Source organism: Staphylococcus rostri, from assembly GCF_002902145.1.
Classification (GTDB): domain Bacteria; phylum Bacillota; class Bacilli; order Staphylococcales; family Staphylococcaceae; genus Staphylococcus; species Staphylococcus rostri.
On the sequence record NZ_PPRF01000017.1, the window covers coordinates 121927 to 141004 of the forward strand.

19 protein-coding genes are annotated in these 19078 nt (G+C 39.4%); 16 read left to right on the top strand and 3 right to left on the bottom strand.

The window, feature by feature from the left end:
* The first annotated feature begins 103 nt into the window (after positions 1-103).
* The 8 genes from CD122_RS03205 (at position 104) to CD122_RS03240 (ending at position 8642) form a co-directional block, all read left to right on the top strand.
* Entirely contained in the window at positions 104-793 is a 690-nt protein-coding gene (locus CD122_RS03205; protein WP_103357558.1) for a helix-turn-helix transcriptional regulator, read from the top strand.
* A gap of 33 nt (positions 794-826) precedes the next feature.
* On the top strand, positions 827-1615 hold the full coding sequence (locus CD122_RS03210) for an inositol monophosphatase family protein (protein ID WP_103357559.1): 789 nt from the start codon (positions 827-829) through the stop codon (positions 1613-1615).
* Positions 1616-1767: 152 nt separating this feature from the next.
* Complete coding sequence (locus tag CD122_RS03215; protein WP_169926455.1) at positions 1768-2673, top strand: LCP family glycopolymer transferase; 906 nt, start codon at positions 1768-1770, stop codon at positions 2671-2673.
* Positions 2674-2858: 185 nt separating this feature from the next.
* Positions 2859-5795 (top strand): formate dehydrogenase subunit alpha, encoded by a 2937-nt coding sequence (gene fdhF, locus CD122_RS03220; protein WP_103357561.1) that lies wholly within the window; start codon positions 2859-2861, stop codon positions 5793-5795.
* Positions 5795-6259, top strand: a complete 465-nt coding sequence (locus CD122_RS03225) for a helical membrane plugin domain-containing protein (protein ID WP_103357562.1) — start codon at positions 5795-5797, stop codon at positions 6257-6259. Before fdhF ends, CD122_RS03225 begins: the two co-directional genes overlap by 1 nt.
* A gap of 139 nt (positions 6260-6398) precedes the next feature.
* Positions 6399-6647 carry a hypothetical protein gene (locus CD122_RS03230; RefSeq protein ID WP_103357563.1) on the top strand — a complete coding sequence of 83 codons (249 nt, stop codon included), beginning with the start codon at positions 6399-6401 and terminating at the stop codon, positions 6645-6647.
* Positions 6648-6672: 25 nt separating this feature from the next.
* Positions 6673-7455, top strand: a complete 783-nt coding sequence (locus tag CD122_RS03235) for an N-acetylglucosaminidase (protein WP_103357564.1) — start codon at positions 6673-6675, stop codon at positions 7453-7455.
* A gap of 59 nt (positions 7456-7514) precedes the next feature.
* Positions 7515-8642: an FAD-dependent monooxygenase gene (locus tag CD122_RS03240; RefSeq protein WP_103357565.1), complete on the top strand. Its 1128-nt coding sequence runs from the start codon at positions 7515-7517 to the stop codon at positions 8640-8642.
* A gap of 53 nt (positions 8643-8695) precedes the next feature.
* On the opposite strand, the gene CD122_RS03245 is transcribed toward CD122_RS03240, so the two are convergent.
* Together CD122_RS03245 and CD122_RS03250 are read right to left on the bottom strand one after the other, a co-directional pair.
* The gene (locus CD122_RS03245; RefSeq protein ID WP_103357566.1) at positions 8696-9649 is read right to left on the bottom strand and encodes a 2-hydroxyacid dehydrogenase family protein; all 954 of its coding nucleotides are present in this window, start codon (positions 9647-9649) and stop codon (positions 8696-8698) included.
* A 144-nt stretch (positions 9650-9793) separates the two neighbouring features.
* Entirely contained in the window at positions 9794-10159 is a 366-nt protein-coding gene (locus CD122_RS03250) for a DUF4870 domain-containing protein (protein ID WP_103357567.1), read from the bottom strand.
* 359 nt (positions 10160-10518) lie between these two features.
* On the opposite strand from CD122_RS03250, the gene CD122_RS03255 reads away from it, so the two are divergent.
* The 8 genes from CD122_RS03255 (at position 10519) to CD122_RS03290 (ending at position 17470) form a co-directional block, all read left to right on the top strand.
* Complete coding sequence (locus CD122_RS03255; protein WP_103357568.1) at positions 10519-11595, top strand: NAD/NADP-dependent octopine/nopaline dehydrogenase family protein; 1077 nt, start codon at positions 10519-10521, stop codon at positions 11593-11595.
* A 240-nt stretch (positions 11596-11835) separates the two neighbouring features.
* Positions 11836-12174: a PH domain-containing protein gene (locus tag CD122_RS03260; RefSeq protein ID WP_103357569.1), complete on the top strand. Its 339-nt coding sequence runs from the start codon at positions 11836-11838 to the stop codon at positions 12172-12174.
* A gap of 139 nt (positions 12175-12313) precedes the next feature.
* Complete coding sequence (locus CD122_RS03265) at positions 12314-13366, top strand: LLM class flavin-dependent oxidoreductase (protein ID WP_103357570.1); 1053 nt, start codon at positions 12314-12316, stop codon at positions 13364-13366.
* Between the two features lie 15 nt (positions 13367-13381).
* Complete coding sequence (locus tag CD122_RS03270) at positions 13382-13735, top strand: DoxX family protein (protein ID WP_103357571.1); 354 nt, start codon at positions 13382-13384, stop codon at positions 13733-13735.
* A 320-nt stretch (positions 13736-14055) separates the two neighbouring features.
* Positions 14056-14403 carry a transcriptional regulator, SarA/Rot family gene (locus CD122_RS03275; protein ID WP_103357572.1) on the top strand — a complete coding sequence of 116 codons (348 nt, stop codon included), beginning with the start codon at positions 14056-14058 and terminating at the stop codon, positions 14401-14403.
* A gap of 206 nt (positions 14404-14609) precedes the next feature.
* A complete protein-coding gene (locus CD122_RS03280) occupies positions 14610-15767 on the top strand; it encodes an acyl-CoA dehydrogenase family protein (RefSeq protein ID WP_206167745.1) in 1158 nt (385 codons plus the stop codon).
* 222 nt (positions 15768-15989) lie between these two features.
* Complete coding sequence (locus CD122_RS03285) at positions 15990-16370, top strand: YbaN family protein (RefSeq protein WP_103357574.1); 381 nt, start codon at positions 15990-15992, stop codon at positions 16368-16370.
* Between the two features lie 182 nt (positions 16371-16552).
* Positions 16553-17470 (top strand): ABC transporter substrate-binding protein, encoded by a 918-nt coding sequence (locus tag CD122_RS03290; protein WP_103357575.1) that lies wholly within the window; start codon positions 16553-16555, stop codon positions 17468-17470.
* Positions 17471-17512: 42 nt separating this feature from the next.
* Here the strand turns inward: CD122_RS03290 and CD122_RS03295 are convergent, their stop codons facing one another.
* Complete coding sequence (locus CD122_RS03295; protein ID WP_103357576.1) at positions 17513-19027, bottom strand: sodium:solute symporter family protein; 1515 nt, start codon at positions 19025-19027, stop codon at positions 17513-17515.
* Between the last annotated feature and the right edge of the window lie 51 nt (positions 19028-19078).

The window sequence follows — 19078 nt, forward strand, 5'->3', positions numbered from 1 at the left end:
TAGTATTTTTACACTTTTAGGCATTTAATAACCTATTGTCGGTTGTGAGCGTTACCATGCTATAATAAAAGTAAGATGACGATGGGATAATGGGGCGATGTAAATGAAAAAAGAACAAAGACAACAGAAACTGATTCAGTTGATTCAACAGCTCAAGCACGTGACAGCTGCAGAACTGGCAGAACGTTTAGAGGTATCGAAACGGACAGTTTTAAGAGACATTCAAGAGCTTGAGACACAAGGTGTTCACTTGCAGACGATTACAGGACAAAAAGGTGGGTATCGTTTGCAGTCACAAATGAACCACAATGCCTTGACGTTTTCAGACGATGAAATGCAAGCACTGTACTTAGTGCTCAATGAAAGTTTATCGCTGTCGACATTACCATATCAGAAAGAAATTACAGCGATTAAGGATAAGTTGCTGAGACACCCCAACGTGACATTACGCCAAAACATTCAACATATGTCACACTATATTCGTATTGATCAACAAGCAAATGCACCATTGCCAAGACTATTTACAACGATATTAGTATACTGCCACGAGCGCAAAGTGATGGCACTTGAATATCATCGGACAACAGCGCAACATCCTATGGTTGAAAACGTTGTATTTATTGGTTTGCTGTGTGAAGCGGGTAACTGGCGAGCGGTTGTATATCATATTGGTGGTGGCTATACGAAGCTGGTTGATATTGCAGAAATTAATGATATTTCTTATTCTTTTTATAAGTCTATACACACACAAGATATTACGATGGATAATTATGAATCATTTTTACAACAGTAAGGTGCATATACAGAAGAGGTGAAGAGAAGCGTGATGACTGAACAGCTACAGCAGATAGATCGACAAGTCGTGCAATGGTTGAGACAAATAAAGTGTGATTTGCCGACGATGTTAGCGGATATGGACTTGCAAACGAAGACGAGTCGTTTTGATTTGGTGACGAATGTAGATAAGGCGATTGAACAAAGTTTTGAACAGTTGCTGATGTCACATTTTCCAGCGTATCAATTGTATGGTGAAGAGGCACATCATAATACAGCGAAGTTAAGAGTAGGCTATACATGGGTGCTTGATCCGATTGATGGCACGGCGAATCTTGTCAAACAACAAGACGATTACTGTATTATTCTTGCGCTATTCCATGATGGCGAACCGGTGCTATCCTATATTTACGACTGTCCGCGAGAGAAGTTATTCCAAGCGATTAAAGGACAAGGTGTTTATTTAAATGGTGAAGTCGTACCGCCACCACCAACAATGCCATTGGCGGACAGTATTATTTCTTTTAACAATAAGGTGCTAAATGATGAAACTATGCACGATTTATTAGACGCATCTTTTGGTTATCGTTTAATTGGCGCGTGTGGACTCGACTCTGCTAAAGTGTTTACGGGACAATTTGGCATGCACATCCATACAAATGCGAAACCGTGGGATATTGGCGCACAGTTTTTATTTGCGGAAATGCTCGGCTTGAAGATGACGAACTTCCAACAAGAACCTATCGACTTTATTCACGGTGGCCCATTTATTATTAGTAATCCCGGTTGCTATGAAGAGACGTTAGCGATTCTATTACAAAATGGTGGCTATCAGAAATAGTGGTGCGACTCAGGACGTATTGTGAATTTTGATTGTTACGCTATAATCAACATAACGATTAGGAATAAAATGATTTCGATACTATACGGAATGGAGTGAGTATTTTGACATACACACGGTCTAAAAAACAAAAGAATCCAGTGATTAAATGGATGTTACGTATCATCGCAGTGCTATTTATCTTGGCAGTCATAGCTGTCGCCTACTTAGCATTTAAACTATTCGCTGTAGGTGGTGCAATACATAATCCACTCAATCGCGACCACTCAGAATTGAGATCCGGCAAAGTCGACCTTGATAAAGGCGAACCTTTTACAATCGCGTTATTTGGTGTCGATTCAAATGCAGAACGTGCCAGTGCCGGTGGGGGCGAACGTAGCGATACAATCATGTTGCTGTCGATTAATTCTGACAAAAAAACAACAGAAATGGTAAGTATTCCACGTGATACACAAGCAGAAATTGTCGGACGTGGGACAACTGAAAAAATCAACCACGCCTATGCTTATGGTGGTCCAGATATGGCGGTTAAATCACTTGAAAAGTTAATGGACGTGCCGGTTGACCATTATGCAACGGTTAATATGGACGGTTTGCAAGATACGATTGATACGGTAGGTGGTATCGATGTTGTCAGCAACGCAACATTTAGTGCACAAGGTTATCAATTCAATCAAGGAGAGAAGCAACATTTAGATGGCGAAGAAGCGATGGCATTTATCCGCAGTAGAAAAGAAGACGGTGCGGGTGGCGACTTCGGTAGACAAGAGCGTCAACAACTGGTTTTACAAGGACTTGCGAATAAGTTAACAAGCGTTTCATCATTGACGAACTTTAATAGCTTGATGAATGAGCTAGGTGACAATGTTCAAACAGATTTAAGCTTGTCTGAGTTGAATAAAGTGCGCAGTAACTATTCAGATGCCAACGACAATGTGAATCGTCATCAGTTAGAAGGTTCAGGTGGTATTCAGGATGACGGTGTGTATTACTTTATCCCGGATAGCAATAGTTTGGCGCAGTTAACTCAAGAATTGCGTGCGAACCTCGGCTTGTAATGTAACATGTGAATATAGAAGTTGAAGCGGAAACGCCCTTTTAAGCAGGAGAATGCTTAGGAGGGTGTTTTCTATTATTTTGAAGTATGAAATTAATGGAAAACGTTAACATTTTATCATAAAAAGGGTAAAATAAAGTTACTAAGTATGTGGGGGCATCTTAGATAATTTTAGGAGGGGATATTATGCAAGAACATCTTGTTTTAACGCTAGATGGCAAAGAGTATCTTGTTGAACCGGGCACAAACTTACTTGAATTTATTAAAGCGCATCAAACATTTGTACCTTCTATTTGCTATAACGAATCATTAGGACCAATAGAAACGTGCGATACATGCGCCGTTGAAATCGACGGTAATATTGAACGTGCATGTAGTATGGTTGTAGATCGACCAATGGTGGTTAATACGCAAAACGATCGTGTACAAGCAAGTCAAAAAGAAGCGTTAGATCGTATTTTAGAAAAACACCAGTTATATTGTACGGTGTGTGATTATAACAATGGTAACTGTGAAATTCACAACACGATGGATCAGTGGGGCTTAGAGCATCAAACGTATGAATATAAACCGAAGCCATATGAAGTGGACTTTGGACCGTTCTATCGTTATGACCCGAACCAATGTATTTTATGTGGACGTTGTGTCGAAGTATGTCAGGATGTCCAAGTGAATGAGACGTTGTCTATCGACTGGGAACGTGATCAACCGCGTGTTATTTGGGACAATGACGTTGCAATTAACGAATCATCTTGTGTAGGTTGCGGTCAATGTTCAACAGTATGTCCATGTAACGCGATGATGGAAAACAACATGGTGGGTAATGCGGGTTATATGACAGATATCGAACCAGGCTCACTTGCGTCAATGATCGACTTAACGAAGAAAGCAGAAACTGGTTACGGCCCACTATTTGCAATTTCAGACTCTGAAGCGGCAATGCGTGAAGAACGTATTAAAAAGACGAAAACGGTATGTACATACTGCGGTGTCGGCTGTAGCTTTGAAGTGTGGACGAAAGATCGCGAAATCTTAAAAGTACAACCATCACATGATTCACCAGCGAACAAAATTTCAACATGTGTGAAAGGGAAGTTTGGTTGGGACTATGTCAACTCTGAAGACCGTCTCACAAAACCTCTCATTCGTCGTAACGGTCAATTTGAAGAAGTGGAATGGGACGAAGCGATTCCTTATGTTGCAAAACGTATGCAAGAAATCAAAGACCAATACGGTCCATCAGCATTGACGTTCATTTCATCTTCAAAAGCAACAAACGAAGAATCTTATTTGATGCAAAAATTAGCACGTCAAGTTATCGGAACGAATAATATTGATAACTGTTCACGTTACTGTCAAGCACCTGCGACAAAAGGTTTATTCCGTACAGTAGGTCATGGTGGTGACTCAGGCTCTATCGACGACATCGGTAGTGCAGAAATGGTTATCACAATCGGAACAAACACTGCGGAAGCACATCCAGTTATCGCGTCACGTATTAAACGCGCGCATAAATTATTCGGACAAAAACTTTACGTCTTTGATATTCGTAAACACGAAATGGCGCAACGTGCAGACGAGTTCTTCCAACCACTTCCAGGTACGGACTTAGTTTGGCTATCAGCTGTAACGAAATATATCATTGATCATGATTTACATGACCGTGCGTTTATCGATCAATGGGTGGATCATTTCGACACGTATTATGAATCGCTCAAGCCATATACAATGGAATTTGCAGAAGAAACAACAGGTATTTCAAAAGAGCGTCTTGTGAAGTTGGCACACGATATTGCAAGTGTGAATAGCGTGTCTATCTGTTGGGCAATGGGTGTAACGCAACAAGAAACAGGTTCTGATACAAGTACGGCAATTTCTAACTTGTTATTAGTAACAGGTAACTACATGAAACCAGGAGCAGGTTCTTATCCGTTACGTGGTCACAACAACGTACAAGGATGTTCTGACTTTGGTAGTATGCCAGACAAATTACCTGGCTACTTAGGTGTACAAGACGATGAAGCGCGTGGATGGTTTGAAGAAGCTTGGGGCGTTAAGTTGCCAAAAGAACCTGGTTACGACAACCACCAAATGATGGATCACATCCATGCCGGCGATGTGCATAGTATGTTTATTTTAGGTGAAGATACAGGTATTACAGACTCAAACATCAACTACGTACAAGCCGCTTTAGAAAAAGTAGACTTCTTAGTCGTACAAGATGAATTCTTAACATTCACAGCAGAGTATGCGGATGTTGTATTACCAGCATCACCATCACTCGAAAAAGATGGTACGTTCACAAATACAGAACGTCGCTTCCAACGTCTATATCAAGTGTTAGAACCGTTAGGCGATTCAAAACCTGACTGGCAAATCACACAAATGATTGCAAAAGAGATGGGTTACGATTGGGGCTACACACATCCTTCAGAAATCATGGATGAAGCATCTGACTTAACGCCAATGTTTGCGGGTGTGAAATACCATCGCTTAGAAGGCTACAACAGCTTACAATGGCCAGTAGCAGCTGATGGTACAGATACACCGTTACTTTTCACAGAAGGCTTCAACTTTGATAATGGTAAAGCGAAATTATTTGCGGTAGACTTTAACAACTTCTACAAAACGAATGAAACGTATGATTTACATTTCAACAATGGTCGTTTGTTAGAGCACTTCCATGAAGGTAATATGACGTATAAAGTGCCAGGACTTAAATATAAAATGCCAACAACGTTTATTGAGATTTCACCAGAACTTGCGGCAGACCGTGGTATTCACGAAGGTGCTGCAGTTAAGCTGATTTCGGAAACGGGTGAAGCAACTGGACACGTGCATATTACAGAGCGTGTGAAAGGCAAACAAATCTATATGCCGTTAAATGACAACGCTGAAGGTGCGATTAACTATTTAACAAGCAGTTTGACAGATCCGGAAACACATACGCCTGCTTACAAAGCAACATGTTGTCGTATGGAAGTGTTGAGTAAACGCGGTAAGTCACCGTTGAATCCAACGAACTTCCGTAATAAGCAACGTAATCCGCAGTTGAGTGTGCGTGTGGACAAAAAATGGGAGCGTCCGGACTATGTTTTCCCAGGGGATCAGGTGATGAAATAATGGCAGAGAGAATCACAAAAATCAAACGTATTGAAAAGTCGGCAGCGGAGATTAAGGCGGAAAATATTGCAGAAGTGACAGATAAGATTGCGGAAAATAAAGATAGTATTTTAAAAGTCATTGATCTTGTGAAAAACTTGGATGATGCCAAAATTTTAGATGCACTAAATGGTGCGCTGAAACAACGTGGTGTCATTACCGAGAAATTGGTGACAGAGTTAAACAAAGATCAGTATGCAGGTTTCTTGCATAATATTGGTCAGATGGCCTTTATTTTAGGGGATCTTGATACAGATGAGTTGCGCGTCTTGCTTAATAAAGTGAATAAAGGTGTGCGTGTTGCGAACCAAGCGAGTCCGAATGCACGTACGTCTATCAAAGGCTTGATGGGTGTACTCAAAGACGATGATATGAATCAAAGTTTAACGTATTTCTTAAATATGTTAAAAGGTATGTCTAGATAACTGAATCTCGTATTGATAAAAGGAGTGGCTGCGGCTGCTCCTTTTTTTGAGGGGATTTGTATATAAGGTGCTATTATTCTGTTCATACATGGTCAGGCATTTCGTGATAAAATAAAGTGAATTGAGAAGGAGGGGCATTATGCATCACGAACAAAAAATATTGTTGCTGGCAGTCATATCGAATATCATACTGGTTGCAGGTATTCTTCTGCTCGTCTTTGATGGACCAGTATGGGCATTAGTCTGCTTTTTAGTTACTTTGACAATTACGATTGTTTTATTTAATATGCTATTCGAAGGAAAACCGAAACTCAAACGCATTGCCAATAGTGTTTATGTGATAGTCATTTTGTTTGTCGCATTTTTAATCTGGCGTTATTTTGCGTAATAAATAGAAAAAGAGAGGTTTTGAGATGAAGCAATGGTTGAAGTCACATCCATCAGTCTTCTTAGTAAGTGTGATACTGATTGTGTTTTTCGGACTATTGATTGTCAATGAGACATCGCTATTCAAAAAGCACAAAGTATACACATTTGAAGCGGCGTACGCACAACAACTTCAAGACGGTGTACTCCATACAAAAGCGAGTGAAAAGGGCTTTGTTGAGGCCTCTCATGCAGATGTTAAACGTATGATGAAAGTTGAACGTAAGGACTCTGATCTTATGTATATGGACTTATCAGAGCCGGTAAATATGTCTGAAACAGAAGTAAATGAAATGCTTAAAGAAAAAGGGATTCTCGAAGGACACGGAAAGGCTTTTTTAGAGGCACAAGAACGCTATGACGTGAATGTGATTTATTTGGTAAGTCATGCGCAACTTGAAACAGCTCAAGGACAGTCTGAACTGGCAAAAGGCATTAAGAAAGGGGATAAACGCTACTATAACTTTTTTGGTATTGGCGCATTTGATCGCGATGCGGTGAAAACTGGAACGAGTTATGCAACGAAAGCGAATTGGACGTCTCCGGAAAAAGCAATTATCGGTGGTGCAGCTTTTGTAAGACAGCAATATTTTGAGAATGATCAGTTGACCTTGTATCAGATGCGTTGGAATCCGCAAGCACCGGGAACGAATCAGTATGCGAGTGATATTGAATGGGCCGCGAAGATTGCGGAACAGATGGCGCACTATTATGAACACTACGGTATTAAAAAAGAGCGCGTGATGAAAGATGACTACGTGAGAGAATAAGTTCAAAAAATAATGATGGGATAAATGGCTTCTCAACTTGAATAAATGAGGTGAATGGAATGAAAATAGGGATTGTTGGTGCGGGAATTGGCGGTTTAACACTAGCGGCGTTATTGCGTGAACAACAACACGAGGTGCATATCTTTGAACAACAAGCAGCGATTAAAGAAGTTGGCGCTGGTATCGGTATTGGTGGTAACGTAATTGATAAGTTGGGCGATCGCGACCTTACCAAAGGGATTAAGAATATCGGACATGTGTTACAAACGACGCGTATGTTAGATGCGCAAGGTAACGTGTTATCAGAAGTGCCGTTTGATAAGAATACAACGAATCTTACAGTGTTACGTCAAACGCTTGTGGATACGATCGCAAGTTATGTTACAGATGATATGCTCCATTTTAATCATGAAGTGACATCTGTAGAAGGTAGCGAAACGATGGCACGTCTCCATTTTCGTGAGCAAGCGAGTCAAACATTCGACTTAGTTGTGGGCGCAGATGGCATTCACTCTGCTGTACGTCAGGCAGTCTATCCAAAAGCTAAAGTGCAGTATCAAGGCTATACGTGTTTTAGAGGTGTGGTGTCAGATTTACCAGAGCTCGGTCATGTGGCGGATGAATATTGGGGTGCTAAAGGGCGCTTCGGTATTGTGCCGTTACTGAATGGCGGTGCATATTGGTTTGCGGCAATTAATGCGAAAGAAAATGATTTGCATTATAAGCGTTTTAATAAACCTTATTTACAAGCGTATTTTAACCAATATCCGGAACCTGTACGACGCGTGTTAGATCAACAGCCGGAAACTGAGATTTTACATCATGATATTTATGATATGAAACCATTAAATACATTTGTCTATCAACAACGTGTCGTATTGCTTGGCGATGCAGCACATGCGACAACACCTAACATGGGACAAGGTGCAGGACAAGCAATGGAAGATGCTATTGTGCTTGCTAATGTAATCGACAAGTATGATACTTTAGCAGCAGCGTTAAAACGTTATGATAAGTTGCGTGTTAAACATACCGCAAAAGTCATTAAGCGTTCTCGTAAAATTGGACGTATTGCACAGAAACAAGGCCGTATTAGTATGAGCGTGCGCAATCGTGTTGCACTTAAGCTCCCGGTATGGCTCGTCTCAAGACAATTAAAGTTTTTATACAAAGCAAAAAGTGAGTAAATAAAATAAGCCGTGATGAGAAGGTTGAGTGCTTCTCATCACGGCTTTTAACATTAGTTCACAATAAAGTCAGGTGTTTCACCTTGAGCTTGTTTAATTAAGTTTTGTGCGACGATTTTTGCCATCATATCACGTGCTTCATATGTTGCATTACCGATATGCGGTGTGATTACAACATTGTTCAACGCTTTAAGGCCTTCTGTAATCGCTGGTTCAAATTCATAAACATCTAGCGCAGCACCTTCAATTGTTTTATTTTGAAGTGCTTCTAAAAGCGCTTGTTCATGTACAATTGGGCCACGTGCGGCATTGACTAAGTATGCCGTTGGTTTCATCAATGCAAGTTGTTCTGCATCAATCATGTGATGTAACGCTGGACTATAAGCCGCATTGATAACCACAAAGTCAGCTTCTTTAAGCAACGTCTCTAAATCAACATACGTTGCATCAAGTTCTTGTTCACGTTGTTCTTTACGGTTCGGTCCAGTGTAGAGAATAGACATATCGAAACCTTTCGCTCGGCGTGCCACTGCACTACCTATTTCACCTAAACCGATAATACCAATTGTTTTGCCTGATACTTCACGTCCTCTGAAGAAGAGTGGTGCCCATCCATCGAAGCCTTCGTTGCGCATGAGTTGGTCCCCTTCAGGAATACGACGTGCGACTGCTAATAAAATACCCATTGTAAGTTCAGCTGTCGCATTAGTAGAAGCCTTTGGTGTGTTTGATACGGAAATACCTTGTTGTCTTGCATAGTCAACGTCGACATTGTTAAAGCCAGCGCCATAGTTGGCAATGAATTCAAGATTTTTACCACTATCAATCACTTCTTGGTCTACTTCTGTGGATAATAAGCTGACAAGGCCAAATGCGTCTGAAACCCCTTGTTTTAATGTTTCTTTATCAATGATACCTTGACCGTCATACACATCCACTTCAAAATGTGCTTGTAATAATTCGAGCCCTGCTTCTGGGATAGGGCCTGCAACAAATACTTTTTTCATCGTCAATTCCCACCTTTCCTCTTAAGTATAGAAAACCAGTCATGAGAATACAAGGCATGGGCGTTATGAGAGTACGTAAAAATACCATAGCAACATATAAAGATATGCCCCTATGGTATAACGATTTTATGTGATGCCATATTCTTATGAGAAAAAGCGAATGGATAACGGTGGTAAGTAGTCTTCCCCGTGATAGGCTTTAACGATGGCAACGATATGGAAAATAAAGGATAGAAGCGTAAGGACTGGTAGAATAATAAACCCAACAAGTATGAGAAGTGTTACGACCCCAATCGCACTCCAAATCGTATATGACAAAATAAAGTTGATGTAGTTTTTACCTGTAACGTCTACAAAGCGTGAATCATCGCGTTTGATTAACCAAATAATTAACGGTCCAATAAACGTCGTGAAGAAACTTGTGACATAAATTAGTACTGCCATTAATTTTTCATCATCTGACGGACCTAGTGGGTAGACTGTTTCTGTGTGTGTATTTGATGCGTCCATATAGACACCTCCTTTGATTCATATTATGATTATCTTTCTCTATAGTTTACATGACATTCATAAAAAAGAGCAATATATAACATAACTATGGGAGAATCAGGGTAATAAATGATGTGACAGGTTGAAAAAATATTTATTTTTCAAGACCTTTTTGATACGATTCAGGAATGTGTATTAATATATAAAACGAGGAATAACATAGGAGCAGCGTTTTTTAGTCAGGCTGAATCATTGTCATGTCAGTTGGCTACTGCGAAAATTTTAGGGACCATTTTGAGCAGTGTGTACGTTCCTCGCATCTTAGCGATAACATACACAAATACGTTTTATAAATTGTAAAGATAGAAAGAAGGGTATATATGAAAATTGCAATTGTAGGATCAGGTAACGGCGCTGTTACAGCAGCAGTAGATATGGTAGATCAAGGTCATGAAGTGAGACTATACAGTCGTAATCAATCGATTAGCAAATTTGACAAAGCTATTGAACAGGGGGGCTTCCATTACAACAATGAAGGTAAAGAAAGCTTTGTTGAATTTACGGCAGTGAGCGATAACATGCAATATGTTCTAGAAGGTGCAGAGGTAGTTATGCTGGTCATTCCATCTTCATTTATTGAATACTACGCAGAGTTGATGGCGCATCATATTAAAGATGATCAAATTGTATTCTTTAATATGGCAGCGGCAATGGGTTCTGCACGTTTTATTAAAGTATTGAATGAATACAACTTAGAGACACGTCCTATTTTTGCAGAAGCGAACACTTTAACATATGGAACACGTGTCGACTTTGAAGCGGCGAGAGTAGACTTATCGTTAAAAGTACGCAAAGTTTATTTCTCAACATTTGATGAAAAAGACTTAATTGACGCTTTCAACAAAGTGGAACAACTGTATCCATATATCGTTAAAGAAGAGTGCTTATGGCGTACAAATCTTGAAAATGGTAATCCAGAGGTGCATCCAGGTCCAGTGTTGTTGAATGTTGGACGTATTGATTATAGTGACCATTTTGCGTTGTATAAAGAAGGGATCACGAAACATACCGTACGCTTATTGCATGCGGTTGAACAAGAGCGTTTATCGTTAGGACGTAAACTTGGCTTTGAACTTGAAACAGCGAAAGAAGCACGTATTGAACGTGGTTACTTGGAACGTGAGATGGAAGATGAGCCATTGAATAAAATTTTCAACCATAGTCCTGTATTTTCTCAAATTCCAGGCCCACATAAGGTCAACAACCGTTATTTAACAGAAGATATTGCATACGGTCTTGTACTATGGTCTAGCTTAGGACGTGAGATTGGCGTACCGACACCAAACATTGATGCGATTATTACGATTGCATCAACGATATTAGATCGAGATCTTTACAAAGAAGGCTTGACGATCGACTATTTAGGTCGTGAAAATATCGGTCTTATTTCTTATTAAAACAACATATGCAAGGTGTTCAACAGGACCGTGGCTGGAGAAACATTCAATTTATGTTTGAGGTTTCATGTAGCTGGCTGGTATGAAAATACGCTTTTACAAGCTTTTTTCACACATACTCAGCCTTGCCGGGGTGGGACTACAGAATCTTTTTAGAAAAATGAGATTCCTGTCCCACGCCCTATCATTAACTCAGAGACCATGATACAGTGTATAGGGAGAAAGAGAAGGAGAGATGGCATGATTTTAGATAGAGTAAATCCAGAAGACTTGTTTCCAACTGAGAAGACGGGTCCTTCTGTATTAGGTAACATTGAATATCAAGTAAATGGGCAGCGTGAATTTGAAGGGGCATATATTGCGACGAATGAGCGCTTAATAATGAACGTGGATATGAACGGGCAATTTTATTATCGCAACATCCCGTACAATGAGATTTCGAGTGTCACATTAGAAGACGATGTTCTATGGATGGGCTTTGAAGTAGGTAATGTCGCAATGCGCAATATTCAAAATGGTGATGTTGCTGCATTTATCGATTACGTACAACAACAAATCAATAAATACGCTGGTGCATAACCAGTCACACAAAGTGAGTCATACCAAAGTAATGGGGTGTCTCACTTTTTATTTGCGAAATACTAAGTGTTGACAAGTATAAAAAGTGGTGGTATATTTCTAGTATAAATTTTATACTTGAAAGCGAGGGTCGGTGACGATGAGAGTAGAATTAGGCTTAACATCATTTGCAGACAATCAAGACATTTATACAGAAAATGGGCATATGCCAGCATTATCAAATGCAGAACGTATTCGTAATATTGTAGAGGAAATCAAACTTGCAGACCAATTAGGATTAGATATTTACGGTTTAGGTGAGCACCACCGAGAAGATTATGCTGTATCAGATCCTGGTACTGTACTTGCGGCAGCGGCAGCCGTAACAGAAAATATTAAGTTATCTTCAGCGGTAACTGTATTATCATCAGACGATCCTGTACGTGTTTATCAACAATTCGCTACAATTGATGGTTTATCTAATGGACGCGCAGAAATTATGGCAGGACGAGGCTCATTTATTGAATCTTTTCCACTTTTTGGCTATGATTTGAATCACTATCAACAACTCTTTGACGAAAAGTTAGATTTATTAATGACGATTAATCGACATGAGATTGTTCATTGGGAAGGGCAGTTGCGACCAAGCATTGATGGACTAGGTGTTTACCCAAGAGCAGTACAACCTGAATTACCGATATGGTTAGCGACAGGTGGTACGCCAGAGTCTTCAATCAAAGCCGGACGTCTTGGTTTACCGATTGTGTATGCCATTATTGGTGGTAATCCAAAACGCTTTGCACGCAATGTTGCAATGTACAGAGCGGCAGCAGAATCTGAAGGTCATGATGCAAGTAAAATCCAAGTGGCTACACATTCATGGGGCTATATTGCTGAAACGGATGAACAAGCACAACGGGAGTTCTATCGTCCAACAGAGCAACACCATAATGTATTAGCGAAAGAACGTGGTTGGCCTATGTTTACGATGGAACATTACGAAAGAGAAGTCGGTCCTAATGGTGCCATGTACGTAGGTAGTCCTGAGACAGTTGCACAAAAGATTATCGAAACAGTCGAAGCATTAGGTATTAACCGTTTTATGATGCACTTACCAATTGGCTCTATGCCACATGAACGTACAATGAACGCGATTCGTCTATTCGGTGAAAAAGTAAAACCGATTGTTGACAAATATTTTGAAGATAAATAAAAGGAGCGAAATAGAATGATTACAAGATATGCAATGAACTTAAAAGTAGCGAAAGAGATGTTTGACGCAGCACAACCGAAGTTAAAAGGTGATGAAGGTATGAAACAAGCTTTTGAACAATTTAACTTACAACCAGAATTAGTGAAAGTAGTAGGTGCTGCAGAAGCAACTGCTGCAGGGTTACTAGGCTTAAGTATTTTTAACAAACGTTTATCACAACTTGGTTCAGTGATTACGTTAGGTGTGATGGGTGTTGCAATTGCAAAACACTTACAAGCAGGTCACGGTAAAGCAGGCGCACAACATGCGATTGATGTCGCGAAACTTGCAGGCTTGAGCTTGGCAGACACACTTGTAACAAAAAAATAAGCGTATAGCTATAATAAGAAAGCCTTTAGCGGTCCGGACAAATTCAGTTCGGGCCTCTTTTTTTGTTTTTGTGAGAAAGACAAGTTCCCCTTAAAATATTGATAGCTAAAAATAGAAAATTATAACGCTAAATGTTCTAAATGTGAAGTGAATTTGATGATGAAAAAAAGTGAAAAAATAAATGAGAAAAGATTGCTAACGAAGTGAATAAATTTTAAAATATAGTAACAAAAGATTTAAACATATAAGTTTATATAGTTTGTAGTGAAATTTAATGTATCTGTAATCGACTTAGAGGCATATTATTAGGGGGGAACTGTATGGAAAAGTTTGCAGTTAAAGATATGAAAGAGCTTATGGTCATTAGTTACACATCTAAGTATTTACAATCAACAATTAAACGTGAGTACAATCTAACGTACGAAGAATTATTTATTTTGACATTTATTCATGGCAGTCGCAAACCATCGTATAACGTGAAGGACATTATTCGGGCATCAGAGTTCAAACCGTATTATATTACGAAAGCATTGCAAAAGCTCAAAGAATTAGGGTTCTTATCGAAAAAGCGAAACGAACAAGATGAACGCACTGTTATTGTTGAAGTAAGCAAGCCACAATATCGTAAAATGGATGTGCTGTTTGAAAAAATAGAAAAATTGTTTTAATGTAAATGCCAGATGAACGCATTGTTAAAGCGAATGAACTTAAATAAAAGCTGATAGCTACACCTATTTTAGGGTATAACTATCAGCTTTTTTCTATTGTACAAATGTGGCAATCGTATGGCTTTTTACAGAGATGTATGAATTCTTAGTGAAATATATTATAATGTTGAGTAAATAACTAAGAATAAAGGTTGTGAGTTTACATTATGAGATCAATTTTAATTCAATCAGACATTCAGCGCGAATGGATTGAGAAGTTAGAAGCGCAAAGAGAGCAATTTCAGTCATATGCACAATCCAACGATGAACAAAGTCGCTTTCCCTATGAGAACATTCAATGGCTTGTCGATTCAGGGTACACACAATTGACGTTACCGAAAGCATACGGTGGCGCAGGTGCGACGCTTGAAGATATGGTCGTTTTACAAACATTGTTAGGTTCTATTGACGGTGCAACAGCGCTGTCTATCGGTTGGCACGTCGGCTTAGTAGGAGAGCTCTTTGAAAGGCAACTTTGGGACAAGGACGTTCTAGATGAATTTGCGGAAGCTGTTAAACAAGGTGCTTTGATTAACCGTGCAGTGAGTGAAGCTGAAACAGGCAGTCCAACACGTGGCGGTAGACCAAGTACGAACGCTAAGCTTGAAGGGGATACGTACATTTTAAATGGTGTTAAGACATTCACATCAATGAGCCGCGGTTTAACACACGTCATTGTGGCAGCATATATTCCGGAGAAAGACAAAGTGGGCTTTTTCTATATTCCGAAAGAAGCAGAAGGATTAGAAGTGGCAGATAACTGGAATGTTGTTGGCATGAGAGCAACAGAAAGTCACGACTTAATTTTAAATGATGTGAAAGTGCACCAAAAATATTTAGTGGAAATTAAAGGAGAAGGACCTAAGTTCCAAAATGGCTGGTTACTCCATATTCCGAGTACGTATTTAGGCATTGCACAAGCTGCACGTAATTACGCATTAGATTTTAGTTTGACACATAGCCCAAACAGCATTGAAGGCACGATTAGCGACTTACCAGTTGTTCAACAAAACTTAGGTAAAATGGAAACAAAATTATTGGCCGCACGTCATATGTTGTGGAGTACAGCACATGCGTATCAAAACTTAGGCGAAACAGACCATATTGCAGCCGAAACTGCAGCGAGCAAAGTCATTGTCATGAACGAAGGCTTGGATGTTGTCGACTTAGCAATGCGTATTGTCGGTGCGAAAAGTCTCGAAATGGAGCGCCCATTACAACGCTATTATCGTGATATGCGTGCAGGTCTCCATAACCCGCCTATGGAGGATATGACATATACCAATATTGCACGTGGTGCCTTGGAAGAAAGACAACAAGGGTAAGACAATATAGATAGGACAGAAGCGTGACGCGTAATAGATTTGTCGCGAGTGATACCATTTTTGATACCATTTTAGGCGTCTGAGCGAGTGGCAACAAGCTATCTATTACGTTAGTTAGTAGGGAAAACTTTTCAAGAAATATATTTTCTATCTTATTCTCTCATTGAAAGTTATAATAGCCGTATATATAATGAACATAGTCTTACAAAGGGAGAATAGTATATGCGGTTTTTATTAGTACCAATCGGTGTTATTTTTACGTTATTAGGATTCGCCGGTGCAGTATTACCTTTATTACCGACAACACCTTTTCTATTAGTCGCAGTGATCTGTTTTGCTAAAAGTTCTGATCGCTTGCACGCGTGGCTTGTGAAAACGCATATTTATCAAGCATATGTAGAAGACTTTCGTAAGTATCGAGGGTATACGATGCGCAAAAAGATACAGTTACTCGTGAGTGTGTATATTGTCGTTAGTTTTTCAATCTGGATGGTCGATGTCTTTTGGGTGCGTGTTGGCTTGGTGATTATGCTAGCTATGCAAACGATTGTACTATTCACATGGGTACGAACGTTGCCTAAAAGTCATGATCTGACTCGTTAATATCATACTAACTAAAAAGAATTATATAGAATAAAGAGTGAGATGACTGATAATGTTGTCTTGCTCTTTATGTTTATTTAGAGAATAGATTTGAAATTTTAACAAAAAAACATTGCAATTACATCGAAAACACAATACAATAATGATAATCATTATCAATTAAAAATATGGGAGATGTAATGATGAAAAGATTACTTTTATCTTTAATTGCGCTTGTTTTTGTCCTCGCTGCATGTGGTCAAAACGGCGATAGCAGTAAGTCAAAAGGTGAGATGCAAGACCTTGCACTCAAAACAGCAAAAGGATCTGAAAAAGTAGAAATTCCGAAAGATCCAAAACGTATCGTTGTTTTAGCACCAACATATGCGGGTGGTTTGAAATATTTAGATGCAAACATTGCCGGTGTGGTTGAAAGTGTTGACCAAAGCCCAGTGTTATCTAAACAATTTAAAGACGTCAAAAAAGTTGGCGCAGAAGATGTTGAAAAAGTTGCGTCGTTAAAACCAGATTTAATTTTAACGTATAATACAGATAAAAACGTTAAAAAGCTTCAAAAAATTGCACCAACACTTGCGATTGACTACGGTCAGTACAACTACTTAGAACAACAAGAATTGCTTGGCAAAATTATTGGTAAAGAAGACGAAGTGAAGCAATGGAAAGAAGATTGGGAGAAACAAACAGCACAAGATGGTAAAGAAATTAAAAAACAACTTGGCGAAGATGTATCTGTATCAATCTTTGAAGACTTCGACAAAAAAATCTATGCCTATGGTAAAAACTGGGGCCGTGGTAGTGAAGTTGTCTACCAAGCATTTGGTTTAAACATGCCCACTGAGTTAGAAAAAGCAACTGAAAAAGAAGGCTGGACAGAAATCTCTAAAGAAGAAATTGCGAAATACGCAGGAGATGTTGTCGTAAGTGCACAAGCTAAAGGCAGTGCTGAACCAGAATTCCAACAAACAGATATGTGGAAAAACTTACCAGCAGTTCAAAATGATCGTGTGATTAAAGTAGATTCTAATGTTTACTGGTACAATGATCCTTACACATTAGAAGTCATGCGTAAAGGCTTAAAAGAGCAATTAATGAATAAATAATAATAAAAATGGGTGTGCGCGTGCACACCCATTTTTATTTACCTATTTTGATCTATATGATACTTCGCCGTGCTTATCATAAATTGTAAGTCCAGCAATATCTTTTTTCGGTTGTGGGATGATTAAGCTCGCAACATAAGCGACGATGAATGCAATCGCAAAGGCGAGAATAGAAACGTAGAATGGTGAACCTGCACCACCGATACCTTGTAGGAAGTAACTTGCAATAACTGCGACGATAATACCGATAATAACGCCTACACCATGTGTGCGTTTTGTAAAGATACCGACTGCGAAGATACCTGCAATTGGTACACCGAATAACCCTGTAATTAATAAGAATAAGTCCCAAACATCACTTGAGTCAGCTGCAATTAAGTAAAGTGATACGAGCATACCGAAAAGTCCAACGATAACTGTCGCGAGTCGTGCGAAACGTACTTCTGCTTTCTCGCTTTTCTTACCAAAGAAGCGTTGTTTAATGTCGACTGATAAACAAGCTGCGATTGAGTTTAAACTTGATGAGATGGTTGATTGTGCTGCTGCAAAGATTGCTGCAATTAACAACCCGGCAACAAACGGTGGCATCTCAGTCAAAATGAAGTAAGGCACGATAGATGACGTGTTGAAGCCTTCAGGTAATGTTTGATGTTGTGCATAAAACGCATAAAGTACAGTTCCCATACCATAGAATAGTGGGGCAGAGATAAGTGCTAAAATACCATTTGTCCAAATAGATTGTGATGTTTCTTTCAATGATTCAGATGCTTGATAACGTTGTACGACATCTTGGCTGGCAGTATATTGTTGTAAGTTGTTAAAGACACTACCTAAAAAGATAATTGGAATTGCTGCTGCAGTCGCATTCAATTTCCAGTTATCAATGCTAATCAATTTTTTATTTTCTACTGCGTCATGGAAAACACTAGCAAGACCACCATCGATATGTGTAATCCCCATAATAATGATGACGAGGGCACCGCCTAATAAGATAACCCCTTGGATAAAGTCACTCCATACAACCCCTTCAAAGCCACCTAAGAATGTGTAGAGCACACATAACAGTCCGACAAGGCTTGCGACAACGTACGGATTAATGTCCGATACAGATGTAATCGCAAGTGTTGGTAAATAGATAACAATCGCAATTCGTCCGAGATGGAAGAAGACGAAGAGTAATGAGCCAATCACACGTACTGCTGGATTGAAACGTGCTTCCAAATATTCATAAGCTGATGTGACACGTAACTTTTTGAAGAATGGAATATAAAAGTAAATCAATAAAGGAATAATCGCAACAATGGCAATGTTCCCTGCGATATAAGACCAGTCTGTCAAAAATGATTTTTCAGGTGTCGACATGAATGTAATGGCACTTAATGTAGTCGCATAAATAGAAAATCCAACGACCCATGCAGGGAGACGACCACTTGCTGTGAAGAAGCTATCGGTATCCTTACCGGCACGTTTTGTGAAATAAGCACCGACACCAAGCATAAGTAATAAATAAAGAACAAGGGCAACCCAGTTCCAAAATCCAAATCCTACTGTTTGCATAATAATAACCCCTCTCGTTTTGAGGTTGGGACAAAAGCGTTTATCAGTTTC